The sequence below is a fragment of the uncultured Phascolarctobacterium sp. genome, from assembly GCF_934190775.1.
Taxonomy (GTDB): Bacteria; Bacillota; Negativicutes; order Acidaminococcales; family Acidaminococcaceae; genus Phascolarctobacterium_A.
In genome coordinates, this window is the sequence record NZ_CAKPTG010000001.1 from 23,323 (window position 1) to 37,998 (window position 14,676).

At 51.2% G+C, this 14,676-nt stretch carries 10 protein-coding genes and 1 other annotated feature; all 10 genes read right to left on the reverse strand.

Annotation, left to right across the window (positions count from 1 at the left end; genetic code table 11):
• Positions 1-639 precede the first annotated feature (639 nt).
• Positions 640-3,129, reverse strand: coding sequence for a leucine--tRNA ligase (gene leuS, locus Q0G26_RS00090; RefSeq protein ID WP_293827362.1), 2,490 nt, complete (start codon positions 3,127-3,129; stop codon positions 640-642).
• Between the two features lie 60 nt (positions 3,130-3,189).
• Positions 3,190-3,386, reverse strand: a binding site (T-box leader).
• A gap of 62 nt (positions 3,387-3,448) precedes the next feature.
• The gene (gene uvrB / locus Q0G26_RS00095; protein WP_293827364.1) at positions 3,449-5,461 is read right to left on the reverse strand and encodes an excinuclease ABC subunit UvrB; all 2,013 of its coding nucleotides are present in this window, start codon (positions 5,459-5,461) and stop codon (positions 3,449-3,451) included.
• A 275-nt stretch (positions 5,462-5,736) separates the two neighbouring features.
• Positions 5,737-6,489, reverse strand: coding sequence for an exodeoxyribonuclease III (locus Q0G26_RS00100; RefSeq protein ID WP_293811147.1), 753 nt, complete (start codon positions 6,487-6,489; stop codon positions 5,737-5,739).
• 168 nt (positions 6,490-6,657) lie between these two features.
• Positions 6,658-7,140, reverse strand: a complete 483-nt coding sequence (locus Q0G26_RS00105) for an N-acetyltransferase (protein WP_366517705.1) — start codon at positions 7,138-7,140, stop codon at positions 6,658-6,660.
• A gap of 161 nt (positions 7,141-7,301) precedes the next feature.
• The gene (gene nuoB, locus Q0G26_RS00110; RefSeq protein ID WP_293827369.1) at positions 7,302-8,024 is read right to left on the reverse strand and encodes an NADH-quinone oxidoreductase subunit NuoB; all 723 of its coding nucleotides are present in this window, start codon (positions 8,022-8,024) and stop codon (positions 7,302-7,304) included.
• Between the two features lie 12 nt (positions 8,025-8,036).
• Positions 8,037-9,545 (reverse strand): NADH-quinone oxidoreductase subunit C, encoded by a 1,509-nt coding sequence (locus Q0G26_RS00115; protein ID WP_293827372.1) that lies wholly within the window; start codon positions 9,543-9,545, stop codon positions 8,037-8,039.
• A 4-nt stretch (positions 9,546-9,549) separates the two neighbouring features.
• On the reverse strand, positions 9,550-11,025 hold the full coding sequence (locus tag Q0G26_RS00120; protein ID WP_293827375.1) for a proton-conducting transporter membrane subunit: 1,476 nt from the start codon (positions 11,023-11,025) through the stop codon (positions 9,550-9,552).
• 8 nt (positions 11,026-11,033) lie between these two features.
• On the reverse strand, positions 11,034-11,663 hold the full coding sequence (locus Q0G26_RS00125) for a hypothetical protein (RefSeq protein WP_021720884.1): 630 nt from the start codon (positions 11,661-11,663) through the stop codon (positions 11,034-11,036).
• Positions 11,664-11,673: 10 nt separating this feature from the next.
• Positions 11,674-12,564, reverse strand: coding sequence for an NADH-quinone oxidoreductase subunit H (locus Q0G26_RS00130; RefSeq protein WP_293827379.1), 891 nt, complete (start codon positions 12,562-12,564; stop codon positions 11,674-11,676).
• The gene (locus tag Q0G26_RS00135; protein WP_293827382.1) at positions 12,561-14,534 is read right to left on the reverse strand and encodes a proton-conducting transporter membrane subunit; all 1,974 of its coding nucleotides are present in this window, start codon (positions 14,532-14,534) and stop codon (positions 12,561-12,563) included. Before Q0G26_RS00135 ends, Q0G26_RS00130 begins: the two co-directional genes overlap by 4 nt.
• Positions 14,535-14,676 lie beyond the last annotated feature (142 nt).

The following is a 14,676-nucleotide window of genomic DNA, read 5'->3' on the forward strand; positions in this document are numbered from 1 at the left end:
TCGGGGAGAGGTGCCGAGCTTGTCGAGGCGGAGAGGGTTTTTTTGTGCAACTTTTTTCTGAACTCTATCCCCTCTCAGTCACCCTTACGGGTGACAGCTCCCCCCTAGGGGAGCCTCTCATATGACGTACAACAGTAGACTGAGCCTCTCCTCGGGGAGAGGTGCCGAGCTTGTCGAGGCGGAGAGGGGTTCTATTGTTTGAACTCTTTCTGAACGCTATCCCCTCTCAGTCACCCTTGCGGGTGACAGCTCCCCCCTAGGGGAGCCTCCTTTAAATTAATCGCTGAATAAACATCACAAAAAAACAAAAAGAGCCCCCAAGAATAACAATTACGTTATTCTCAGAGACTCTGAAAATGTAAGCGTTATTTAGTACTACTAAATAATGTCATTGCTGACATGCACTGCTTATTTTTTTGTCCGCGCTACAGTCTGCGGGAACTGCCTGCTGCAGGACAGCTGTAACTGCGGTGGTCGCAGTTAGTTATTAGTGGTTAGTGGCCAGTAATACTAAAACTCGCGACAAATTTTATTTTTACTTTTATTTTTCCCCTCTTCTTGCTCCCTGTTCGGTCGCAACGGGGATTCGTTCCACCTTTTCGATTTCTAACTTCGCTTACGCTCGTTACAAATCGGGTGTCACTTCGCTACGATGTTTACCAGACGGCCGGGTACGCAAATAACCTTACGTACGGTCGCATCGCCGATGTGAGCCTGAACGTTAGCGTCAGCCATAGCGATCTTCTCCAGCTCTTCTTTGGTAGCTTCAGCCGGAACAGTCAGACGACCGCGAACCTTGCCGTTAACCTGCAGAACGATTTCTACATTGTCAACCTTCAGTGCTTCTTCATCGCACTCAGGCCAGCTTTGTTCATGTACGCTGCTATTGGCATCGATAGCACCGCGCCACAGCTCTTCGGTGATATGCGGAACAAACGGGCTCATCATCTTGATGAGGTCGGAAATTGCTTCGTAAACCAGACCTGCATTCGGCTCTTTAACAGCTTCTTTATAAGCATAGAGAGCGTTAACCAGTTCCATCATAGTGGAAATAGCAGTGTTGAAGTTGAAGCGGGTTTCGATATCGTTGGTAACCTTCTTAATGCTGCCATGCAGTACACGACGCAGGTCCTTGTCTGCTTCGCTCAGGTTGCTGTGATCATATTCGGTAACCTTTTGTGCCAGAACAGCTTCAAAAGCTTGTACGATACGCCAGATACGGTTCAGGAAGCGGAAGGAACCTTCAACGCCCTGGTCGCTCCACTCCAGCTCTCTTTCAGGCGGAGCAGCAAAGAGGATGAACAGACGCGCAGTATCGGCACCGTATTTGGAAAGAATTTCTTCAGGAGAAACAACGTTGCCCAGAGATTTACTCATCTTAGCACCGTCTTTGATTACCATGCCCTGAGTCAGCAGGTTGCTGAACGGTTCATCATAATCAACCAGGCCTGCGTCACGCAGAACCTTTACAAAGAAGCGGGAATACAGCAGATGCAGAATAGCATGCTCAATACCGCCGATATATTGATCTACAGGACCCCAATAGTTATTGAGCTCCTTGTCAAACGGCATCTTGTCGTTGTGTGCGTCGGTATAACGCAGATAGTACCAGGAGGAGCACAGGAAGGTGTCCATGGTATCGGTTTCACGGGTTGCGTCAGCACCGCATTTCGGGCATTTGCAGTGAACGAATTCCTCGGAGGTTGCCAGCGGAGATTTAGCACCGGCAGTGAAGCTTACATCCTCAGGCAGGCGAACCGGCAGTTGGTCTTCCGGAACCAGAACCTCGCCGCAGTGCGGGCAGTAAATGATAGGAATCGGAGCGCCCCAATAACGCTGACGGCTGATCAGCCAATCGCGCAGACGATAGTTTACACGGCGTTTACCGAAGCCTTCAGCTTCAGCCTTGTCCATGATAGCGCTCATAGCCTTATGCATTTCCATGCCGGTGAATTCGCCGGAGTTAACCAGCATGCCTTCTTTTTCTTCGTAAGCGCAGGTCATTTCTTCCAGCTTCAGCTCTTTGCCGATTGGGCAAATGGTAACGATTTTTTCAATGCCGTATTTGTCTGCAAACATCCAGTCACGTTGGTCACCGGTAGGAACGCCCATAACAGCGCCGGTACCGTAATCATACAGTACATAGTTGGTTACCCAGATTTCTACCTTGCGGCCGGTGAACGGGTTGATGCAGTATACGCCGGTGAATACGCCCTCTTTTTCGGATTCGCTGGAGGTACGTTCAATTTCGGACTGATTGCGTACACGCTCGCAGAAAGCGTTGATTTCGTCAGCCTTCGGATTGTTTTCGCAAATCTTTTTAATCAGCGGATGCTCTGCAGCCAGAGCCATGAAGGTTACGCCGTAAGCAGTATCCGGACGGGTGGTGTAAACAGCAACAGTATCGTTCAATGCCGGGATTTCAAAGGAGAATTCCAAGCCTTCGCTGCGGCCGATCCAGTTGTGCTGCATGGTTTTTACGCGCTCGGGCCAGCCCGGCAGCAGGTCAAGATCCTTTAACAGCTCATCAGCGTAATCGGTAATTTTGAAGAACCATTGGCTCAAATCCTTTTTAACAACCTCATGGTCGCAGCGCCAGCATTTGCCGTCAATAACCTGCTCGTTAGCCAATACGGTGTTACAGGTGTCGCACCAGTTTACGGCAGATTCCTTTTTAACTGCCAGACCGCGTTTGTAGAACAGCTCAAAGAACCATTGAGTCCATTTGTAATAATCTTCCTTGCAGGTAGTAACCTCGCGGTCCCAATCGTAGGAAAGGCCAAGAGCCTTCAGTTGGCGAGTCATGTTGGCGATGTTTTCCAGAGTCCATTTTTTAGGCGGAATGTTGTGTTTGATAGCAGCGTTTTCAGCAGGCATACCAAAGGAGTCCCAGCCCATCGGATGCAGAACGTTGAAGCCCTTCATGGTACGGAAACGTGCGATTACGTCGCCGATGGAATAGTTACGTACATGGCCCATATGCAGGTTGCCGGACGGATAGGGGAACATTTCCAGAACATAGGATTTAGGCTTATCCTTATCCATCTCTACTTTAAAGGTTTTGTTTTCTTCCCAATATTTTTGCCATTTAGCTTCAATATCATGGGGAGCATACTTTTCTTGAATCATTTCATTACCTCCCAGGTATTATTGTTGGTCGAAAATAAAAAATCCCCGACCTTAAAGAAGGTCAGGGACGAAAAATTCGCGGTACCACCCTGATTGCGGCTACAGCCGCCACTCAATTAGCCTTAACGCAGCATCACGTCCGCACATTTCCTTGCGGCTTCTTCACGGTGAGTTCATCTGCCCTAACTGCCGGCTCGCATCAACCGCCGACTTTCTGAAAGATACTGCAGATTACTGCTCCGCTTCACAGAATTTGAATAAAAATATCTTGTATATTATATAACGCCAAACAGGAAAAGTCAAACTTCTGTGTCAGCGTTTATTTTTTCTTTTTCTTCGGCACCAGCTTCTGTCCCAGCTGTCCTTTGACGATAATCAGCTGGTCACGCAGCTCGGCCGCCGCCTCGAAGTCCAACGCCTTGGCCGACTCCTGCATCCGTCTTTCCAACTCACGGGCCAGCGTGTTCAGCTCCTTAGTTGATTTCTGCTTCAGCTTCTTGCTGCTGCCATAGGCTTCGGCTTCTTCTGTATCTGCCACCTTCGTCAGTTTAATCAGCTGGCGCTGCTCCTTGTAAATCGTCTTCGGCGTAATGCAGTGCTCCTCATTGTACGCCTGCTGCTTTTCACGGCGGCGGTTGGTTTCGTCTATCGCGCGCTGCATGCTGTCGGTAATACGGTCGGCATACATAATAACGCGACCGTGCGCATTACGCGCAGCACGTCCGATAGTCTGAATCATCGCCGTATCACTGCGCAAAAAGCCTTCCTTATCGGCATCCAGAATCGCAATCAGCGATACCTCCGGCAAATCAAGACCTTCACGCAGCAGGTTGATGCCTACCAGCACATCAAACTTACCGGCACGCAGGCTGTCAATGATCTCCGCTCTCTCAATCGTGGCGATTTCCGAATGCAGATAGCGCACACGCACGCCTGCCTGCTTCAGATATTCCGTCAGGTCCTCCGCCATACGCTTCGTCAGCGTAGTCACCAGCACACGCTCGCCTGCAGCGGCAACCTTATTGATTTCGCCCAGTAAATCGTCAATCTGTCCCTTAATCGGGCGGATTTCAATCTGCGGGTCCAGCAGTCCGGTCGGGCGGATAATCTGCTCAACTACCTTGTCCGCCTGCTCCAGCTCATACTTCGCCGGCGTAGCCGAAACATAAATTGCCTGCTTAATCTGCGCCTGAAATTCGTCAAAGGTCAGCGGTCTGTTATCATAGGCCGAAGGCAGGCGGAAGCCATGCTCCACCAGCATCTCCTTACGTGAGCGGTCACCGGCGTACATAGCGCGAATCTGCGGCAGCGTTACGTGCGACTCATCCACCACCAGCAAAAAATCCTTGGGGAAATAATTTACCAGCGTAAACGGCGGCTCACCGGCCTTGCGCCCTGCCAGATGCCTTGAATAGTTTTCGATGCCGGAGCAGTAGCCCATCTCCTGCATCATTTCCAAATCGTAATTCGTGCGCTGCTCCAGACGCTGCGCCTCCAGCAATCTGCCATGCTTATTCAGCTCATCCAGACGTTCTTCCAGCTCCTCGCGGATATCCGTCATCGCGCGTTCAAGGTTTTCACGGCTCGTAACATAGTGGCTCGCCGGGAATATTGCCACATGGTTGCGCTGCGCCAGAATCTCGCCCGTCAGCACATCAAATTCCACAATGCGGTCAACCTCGTCATCGAACATTTCAATGCGCACAGCCTTCTCGCCGTAGGCCGCAGGAATAACCTCAATCACATCACCGCGCACACGGAAGGTGCCACGCTTAAAATCAATATCATTACGCGTATACTGAATCTCCACCAGCTTATGCAAAATCTTCTGGCGGTCGATAATCTGCCCCAAGCGCAGCGACAGCACCATATCATAATACTCCTGCGGCGCGCCTAAGCCGTAAATACAGGAAACGCTGGCTACGATAATAACATCCCTGCGCTCAAACAAAGCACTGGTCGCACTGTGGCGCAGCTTATCAATCTCATCGTTAATTGAAGCATCCTTCTCGATATAAGTATCCGACTGGGGAATATACGCCTCCGGCTGATAATAATCGTAATACGAAACAAAATATTCCACCGCATTCTCCGGGAAGAAGGCCTTCAGCTCACTCGCCAGCTGTGCCGCCAGCGTCTTATTATGCGCAATCACCAAAGTCGGCTTGCGCACCTTATTGATTACCTGCGCAATCGTATACGTCTTGCCCGTACCCGTTGCGCCCAACAGCACCTGCGTGCGCAGGCCCTGCTCCACGCCATCCGCCAGCTTGGCAATCGCCTGCGGCTGGTCGCCTGCCGGCTCAAACGGAGCCTGAATTTTAAAATCCATGTTCATCACCAACTGTAAAACACTAGAAACATAACTATACTAATCTAAGCAGCAAACGAGCAATTGCTATATCGTGTAATGAATAGCAATTTTAGCAAATGAGTGTCTGGAATCACAGAAGGGGCGCAATGTCTGAGCGCTATGCCTAATTTTTATAGTAGCATTTGTCAGCATAGCGCGAGTTTTGCGGCACTTCGTCTTGGTTGCACACGAAATTTGCGTTAAGAAATTGCTCTGATTGAAACGATATACAATTGCGATGCCAGAATTAACCCTTACACATCCAGTTCAACACTTACCGGACAATGATCGCTGCCGAAAACCTCATTGTGAATCTCCGCACTCTGCAGCTTATCCGCAATCCTGTCCGAAACCACAAAATAATCAATACGCCAACCAGCATTCTTCTCGCGCGCCTTAAAGCGATAGCTCCACCAGCTGTACTTAACCTCCTCCGGATGCAGATAACGGAAGCTGTCCGTAAAGCCTGCCGCCTTCAGCTCACGGAACTTAGCGCGCTCCTCATCCGTAAAGCCCGCATTCTTGCGGTTAGTCTTGGGATTCTTCAAATCAATCTCCTCAGCCGCCACATTCAGATCACCGCAGACAACAACCGGCTTCTTCGCATCCAGCTCCTGCAGATAGGCACGGAACACATCCTCCCACACCATGCGGTAATCAAGACGCGCCAAGCCATCCTTGGAATTCGGCGTATACACCGTCACCAGATAAAAGCTCTCAAACTCCAGCGTAATCACACGCCCTTCCTTATCGTGCTCCTCCTGTCCCAGGCCATAGGTAACAGCCAAAGGCTTAACCTTCGTAAAAACAGCAGTACCACTGTAGCCCTTGCGCTCCGCACTGTTCCAATACTCCTCATAGCCAGGGAACACAAAATCCGCCTGCTCACGCTGCATCTTCGTTTCCTGCAGACAAATAATATCCGGCGCTGCCTCCTGCAAAAATTCAGCAAAGCCCTTTGTCATGCAGGCACGCAAACCGTTAACATTCCAGGAATATAATTTCATAAGTTCAACCTCTTTTCCGTAAATTTATCTGACACCGCAGCAGCAAAACCACCGTGCGATTTTTCTACTCTATTTGATTATTGTAACATTACACGCCCAAAAATAAAAGAGCTGCCCGCAGCGCATCATCATCAGCAATGACAAAACGCGCCCGGAAGCTCTTAAAATTTAAAACTTAATTTGCGACGGCTCGTAATCAACCGTTGTCTTGATAAAAGCAATCTCATTGCAATACGGATACTGCGGACAATACACGCATTCCTTCCATACCTTCTGCGGCAGCTTATCCTTCGCCGTTTCAATATAATCGCACTTGGCAAAAAATCCCGGCTGATAGGTCAGAGTGAAAAACATCGTCACTCCGCGCTCAATGCCCTCCTTTTCCAAATGTTCCACCAGCTGACGACCTATACCTGTTTTCTGCAGACTCGGTTCCACCGCCAACGAGCGTATTTCCGCAAAGCGGTCCCAGACAAAATGCAGCGCACCGCAGCCCAACAGACGGTTATTTTCCACCGCTAAAATATAATCACGCAGATTCTCATAAATCGAATTACGCGCACGTGGCAGCATCAAGCCTTCCTTTGCATAATAATTCAGCAATTTGTGTATATGTTCTACATCGCTGAAAGTTGCCGGTCTAAAAACAATCATTTTTCAAACCCCCTCATTTGTATTCCCCATATCAGTTTATCGAACGTAACTGATTTTCTATATATTATCACGTATTACAGCAGAGTACAAGTATAGAAATGCAAAAAAAGAATTAATCAGTGTAATAAAATACTGATTAATTCTTTTTTAAAACAAGGTTACATTCTTTCCTTCAGCATATCTGCCGCAGCACACAAAGCCACAATAATCGCAGCCGGTCGCGGCGGGCATCCAGGCACAGCAATATCAACCGGCACCACGTCAGCTGCACGCCCTACAACAGCATAAGTGCTGCCATAGGTTTCGCCGCCACAGGCACAGGCACCGCAAGCCATCACCATTTTCGGCTCAGGCATTGCGTCATAGGTCATACGCAGCGCCTGCTCCAGGTTGCGCGTAACTACGCCGGTCACCATCAGCATATCCGCATGACGCGGAGAAGCAACGAAGGCGATACCGTAACGGTGCAAATCATAAACAGGATTGCTCATCGCACCCAGCTCAAAATCGCAGGCATTGCAGCTGCCGGCGTCAAGATGACGTACATGCAGTGAACGTCCCAGCTTCGCTGTGACTGCCTCGCTGACCTCAACGGCACTATCAACCAGAATCTGCGCCAAAGCATCATGGTTCGTGTGCACCAGCGCTTTACGCGCGCAGGCCTCCACACAGCGGCCGCAGAAAACGCACTTACTGTAATCTATTTTTGCTTTACCGTCAGCCACGCTCACAGCGCCGACCGGGCAGGCAGCGGCACAGGCACCACAGCCGTCGCAGCTGCCGTCGCACTGCAGCTGACCGCGCAGACGCTTGTGGCCCGTAGTATCAATATTTTCGGTAGCAATCTTTCCGTGAAAAATTGCCTCCAGCATTTTTAACATCTTGCCACCTCCTTAGCGGTCTATGCAGGCATAGCATAACTCAAAGCTTTTATTAATCAACGGGAAGTCCGGGATGATGTCCCCCTGTACCGCCACAGTCAGCGCCGGCCAGTTAGGATAGGAGGCACTGCGCACAAACAGGCGGTCTATGCGGCCTTCCTTGTCCAGCAGCAGGCAGTGCAGATTATCACCGCGGGCAGATTCACTGATGCCCCAGGTAAAATGACCTTCCTCCTGCTTAAGCTCGCCCAGCTCAACCGCCAGCTGCGTTTCCGCGTTGCGACGCAGCTTGCTGATAAGCTGACGCACCAGCTTCAGGCTTTGGGCAACCTCTCCGATACGCACCTTGATACGCGCTTCAACATCGCCCGCTGTTTCCGTAATCACATCAAAATCAAGCTCATCATAAATACCGTAGCCGATATCCTTGCGGCTGTCACGGGTACTGCCGCTGGCACGCGCACCCACGCCTACCATCGCCAGATCAAAGGCAGTTTCCGGACGCACTCTGCCAGTGGTACGGATACGGTTGACGAAGTTCGCCTGCTCCCACATGATATGCACCATATCGGCATAAACAGCCTCTACCTCACGCAGTACGTCCTCAACCTCCTCCAGCATCGCGTCAGTAACATCGTACTGCACACCGCCGGGGATAATCAGACCGCGCAGGAAGCGGTTGCCTGCCAGCATTTCGTTAAGCTGCATCAGATACTCTTTCAGACGCGTACCCATGCTGATTACAGGCGAGAAGCCGACACCGGCGCAGATATTGCCCGTATCGCCCACATGGTTATACAAGCGCTCCATCTCCGCAGCCAACGTACGGATTAACCAGGCACGGTAAGGCACCTCTGCCTCCGAGCATTTTTCTACCGCCTGACAGAAGCTCAGCGTATTGGCTACACTGCAGGCACCGCAGATGCGTTCTACAATCGGCAGTGCTTCCATCGGCGTAAGGCCTTCGACAGCCTTTTCAATACCACGGTGGGTAAAGAACAGCTTGGCATCCAGCTGCAGCATAGCCTCACCGGCCTGGCTGAAACGGAAGTGACCGGGCTCGATGATGCCTGCATGGATAGGACCTACAGGAACCTCAAAGAGGCCTTCGCCCTGCGAGGTAAGCATTTCGTATTCACGCTGTCCGCGTGCATCATAATCCTTGGGATATTTTTTCAGCAGCGGATGGAAGCCTTCGGGAAAGCTTTCATGCAGCACCAGCGGACGCATATCTGGATGTCCCTGCGGCTCGAAGCCGAACATATCATGCAGCTCGCGCTCATACCAGGCAGCCGCCGGCAGCAGCGTAGTCAGCGACTGATATTCCAGCGGACCGTCCGCGGGGAACGGAGCCTTCAAAACATCGATATCGCGTTTGGCAGCATTATAGAACAGGCAGTAGATGGCCAGACCGCCGCCCTGCAGCGTTTCGTCTGCGCCGAACATAGCAGCCAGCGGACGCTTGCCGCTGTCACTGCAGATATTGGCAGCACCACGCAAATTTTCCGGTTTAACTAGCATTATCTCAGCCTCCTATAATCTGCACAGCCTGGTTCAGCAGATTGTTGAGCCAGGGAATATTTTCAAAGCCGGCGCCCACTACGCAGGTCAAAAGCAGCAGCACAGCCAGCACAGATACGTCGGTCACGCCCAGCAAATCGCCCAAGGGCTGACGCTTCGATTTATCGCACAGCATACGCATGCCGTGGTACAAAATACCAATCAGCACACCGGCCAGCAGGATAATCAGCAAGCTGCCTGCTACCCAATGTCCCTCACGGAACATGGACGCCATAATGTAAAACTTACTGAAGAAAAGGCCCATCGGCGGCAGGCCCAAAATGCCCAGCATACCCAAAAGCCAGAAGGTCGCGGTATGCGGTACATCCTTAATCATACCGTGAATACGCATCATATTACGAGTCTGATATTCCTGGATAATGGTACCGGCGATATAGAACAGCACGAACTTAATCATCGCATGGCTGTACATATGCAGCATTACAGCCTTCAGGGAAAAAGCGGAAAATACGCCGATACCGGCAACCATAATGCCGATGTTTTCCATGGAGGAATAAGCCAGAATACGCTTAACGTCACGCTGTACAACAACGAACGGTACCGCAATGGCCACAGTCAGCACAGCAAAGAACAGCAGCATGCTGCTCATCATCGCAGCGCCTGCTGTCGGCAGCAGGATAACCAGATTACGCAGCAGCACATAAATCGCACAGCTGCAGAGCGCACCGCTCAGCATACCGCTGGTCAGTGACGGAGCCTCGGCATAGGCATCCGGCAGCCAGGTATGCATCGGCGCCATGCCTGCCTTCGTACCGTAGCCGATAACGATAAACAGCAGTGCCAGCTTGGTCATTGCCGGGTTCAGGCTGTTGGCATGCTCATGCAAATACAGCCAGCTGAGCGCCTTTTCGCCGCCCAAAGCATCAAGCTGTGCATAATACAGCACCAGTGTACCCAAAAGTGCTAGGCAGATGCCGACGGTACAAACCATGATATATTTCCACGTTGCCTCCAAAGCAGCGCGGGTGAATTTAAAGGAAATGAGCAGCGCACTGACTAAGGTTGTCGCTTCGATGGCAACCCACATCAGGCCTAGGTTTTTTACTAGCAGTACGATGAACATCGTCCAGCAGAAAAGCTGCATCAGCGCAAAGTAACGGCCGGTCTGCAGCTGCTCGCCCTTAAGCACGCCGCAGCGCTCCTCACGCGTAAGATAATTACGCGCAGTCCAGGTTGCTGCCAGATAAAGTGTGGTAATGATAATGATTACCCACATATTCAGCGCATCAATGTAAAAATAATCGTCTACATAGGGCACAGCTGGATTAAAGGACTTTGCCATCAGCGCTACGCACACACCTACCGCAGTTGCCGTCAGGCGGTGCAGCCAATGCAGGATATTATTGCCGAAGCCCGCAGCCAGTGCCAGCACCGCGCACAAGGGTGGCAGGCATAACAGTATCAAAATATATGTTAACATTACATCCCCTACCCTTTCAGCTTGTCCAGCACATTTGTATCCGTCGTTTTAAACGACAGACGCAGACGCGAGGTTAAAATAACAAGAATAACAACAGCAATCAGCACATCCAGGAAAATGCCCAGCTCGATAATCAGTGGCAAGCCTTCCGTCATAATCAGACCGAGCAGGTAAATGCCGTTTTCCAAGGTAATCAGGCCAATCATCTGCATAATGGCACGGCTGCGCATAACAATCAGCGCCAAACCGGTCATAATCATAAACATAGAGGTCGCTAAAATATCGCGTCCCTCTGCCTGCGGCAGCAGACCGTCAATTACCATGTAGCCGAGTGCCAGACTGCAGGCTGCAAAAGCAGTGGAATAGTTAACATTGATATCGCTGACAATTTCACGCTCATCGCGCAGCTGATTTACCACGCGCAAAATAGCGTAGGGAATAAAGAGTACCTTAACGGCAATCGTCAGCACACCGGGCAGCCAGGCATGCAGACCGCTGCCATGGCTCATGCCTACAACAAGGCAGGCTGCCGCAATCAGTGCAGACTGCAGCGCCAGGCACAGAGTTGCACGGCGCAGCTCCACAAAGCGCGTCTGCAGGAAAACGATAAACATTAAACTTACAACCAAATATTCCATCGTTACCTCCTTACTGTGCCACTACTGCCAACAGCAGCATCAGGCCCGCTGCGGCCAGATATACACGCACCTTGAATAGGCGCATTTTATTGTTCAAGGTTTCTACTACGCCTACTGCTACCGCACCGATAAGCACCTTCAGCACTACCGGCAAATCCAGTGGCAGATACAGCATAGCGAAGAGCACCAAAAATACCAGCAGCTTGAGCTGGCTTGCCCAATGGATGAGCGCCAGCAGACGGCCGGAATATTCCAGTGTCATACATTCATGGATCATCGTCAGCTCCAGATGAGTATCGGGGTTATCAACCGGGATACGGCTGTTTTCTGCCAGCAATACCAGGAAGAAGGCAATGCAGGTCAGCACGCCTGCTACCGTCAGGTTGACCTCATCCATACGCAGGCTCATGCCTGCCAGCGAGGTGCTGTTGGTGTGCAGCACGTTGGAAAGCACGGCCAGCATTGCCACAGGCTCAACGAAGGCTGCCACATAAACCTCACGGCTTCCGCCCATGCCGCCGAAGGCGGTGGCTGCATCCATTGAGGAAACTGCCATAAAGAAGCGTCCCAAGGCCAACAGATAAACAAATACAAAAACGTCGCCGAAGCCGGCCTGACCGCCTAAGAAGCCCGGCAGCATGCAAGCTGCCGCAAAGGTCGTCAGAAAATATACGCAGGGTGCCAGACGGAAGGTGATGCTGGTATAAGGAGTAAGCATAGTAGGCTTGCCCCACCATTTGCGGATATCGTAATATTCCTGCCAGATGCTGCTGCCGATACGGTTCTGCATCCAGGCCTTTACCTTTTTAACAATGCCGGTTACCAGAGGAGCGCACAAAAGCAGCAAAGCTGCCTGCGCCATACCGAGGGCCAGCTGTAATAATTCATTCTCTAAAATCATTTATAAAGCGCCCCCCATACCAGTACCAACATCATTGCCACCATAACATAGGCAACATATAAACGCACACTGCCCTGCTGCAAACGGCGCAGGAAATTGGAAACACTTACAAAATGCTTCTGCAGCGGCTGATAGAGCTTTTCCGTAATCATATCGGGAATTTCCAGCTTGTAGGAAAGCTGACGGCCGAAGTAAGCATGCTCCTTGCGCATGTAGGTTACCTGACGCTTAGGCTTCAGCAGATAATCGAATGCACGGCGTACAGGCTTACTGAAGCCGGTTGCGGAATACTGCTGACGCTGCGTCGGATAGGTACCGCAGTTCCAGGTAACATCCTCCACAACAAAGCAATTCTTAACAGCCAGCCACAGCACTACGCCCAACACAAGCAATAACGCAAGCAGCAGCAGCGGCTTGTAGCAGACAGCAGTCCCGACACCGGTCCACGCCAGATTCATACCGAAGGCATCAGGTGCGACAGGCATGCCCAATGCCAGCAGTGCTGCACGTACAACAGGCAGCGGATAAAGACCGCAAGCAACAACTAAAACAGATGCAACGCCCATAGCAGCGAGCATAAATTTATCGGATTCGTGCGCATACTCCACAATTTCACTGCGAGCACGGCCCAGGAAGGTGATGCCGAAGAAGCGTACAAAGCAGCCGAGAGCCAGTGCTCCGGTAAAGCCTAGCAGAACAAAGGACACCGCCGTCCACAGGCGGATATCCTGACCGGCGCAGCTTGTGCCCAAGCTGATAAAGCTCTGCAGCACCAGCCATTCACCGGTAAAGCCGTTTGTCAGCGGAATAGCGGCGAGTGCCAGCGAGCCGACGAAAGCAAAGACAGCGGTATACGGCATTTTGCGTGCGAGGCCGCCGAACAGCTCCAGGTTCTTGCTGCCGGTACCGTGCATAATACTGCCGGCACACATAAACATCAGCACCTTCATAATGCTGTGGTTAAAGGCATGTACCAAAGCTGCCACAAAGCCAATCATATAAAAGCTGCTGCTGGAAGCCTTCATCAGCATACCGCAGCCGAAGGCAGCAAAAATTACGCCCATATTTTCCACGGAGGAGTAAGCAAGCACGCGCTTGATATCCGTTTCCATCTGAGCGTAAAGTACGCCCAAAAATGCGGATACTACGCCTGCCAGCAGTACAGCAACGCACCACCAGTAATTCCAGGCAGGCAAAAAGCTGAACATAAAACGACCGAAGCCGTAAAGCGCAATCTTCAGCATAACACCGCTCATCAGCGCGGAAACGTGACTGGGTGCTGCCGGATGCGCCTTAGGCAGCCAAACATGCAGCGGCACCAGACCGGCCTTCAAAGCAAAGCCGGCAAAGGCACAGACAAAAACAAGATGCTGCCAGCTGCCTTCCAATGTATTCTTGGCCATAGCAGCAAAGCTGAAGCCCTCGCTGGCAGAGCCTGTCAGCAAAAAGGCAATCATAATCGCCGCCGTACCGACGCTGGTCATAACCAGATACTGATAGGCAGCATTCCAGGTAGCACGCTTTTCGGATTCATGGTTAACCAGCATAAAGGAGGCTACGGCCATAATCTCCCAGAAAAGCAGGAAGCTGAAGGCATCACCGGCCAGCAGCACCAGCACCATAGACATGATGAACAGGCACCACATACCGCCCAAAAGACGCAGACGGCTGCCCTCATAGCCACGCGCATAACCGAGCGCGTACAGGCTGGTAACAACACCGGCTATACCGGTCAAAAGCAGAAAGACTGCGCTCCAGCCATCGCAGCCTAAAGAATACGAGCCCCAGGTCAGGGGTGCGGGGCTCACGCCGCTGAAAAGCAGCAGGCCTGCCGCATAAGCGCAGACAGCGCTGCCAAAAAGGGCAGCGCTGTTAGCAAGCCAGTGTGCAGCACGCTGCATGCCGTGGGGAAGCAGCATGGTTAATACGCCGATGCCATAGAAGCCCACAGCCACTAAAAACATTTCCATTTCATCACCTACACATAAAAATTTCAACTTCTTCACAAAAATGACATGTATCGTTAATTATAACACATTTGTTGATTGCGTAAAAGCAAATTACTGTTAAGAATACAAAAAAATACACCGGGCCTGCAGAAAATCCACAGGT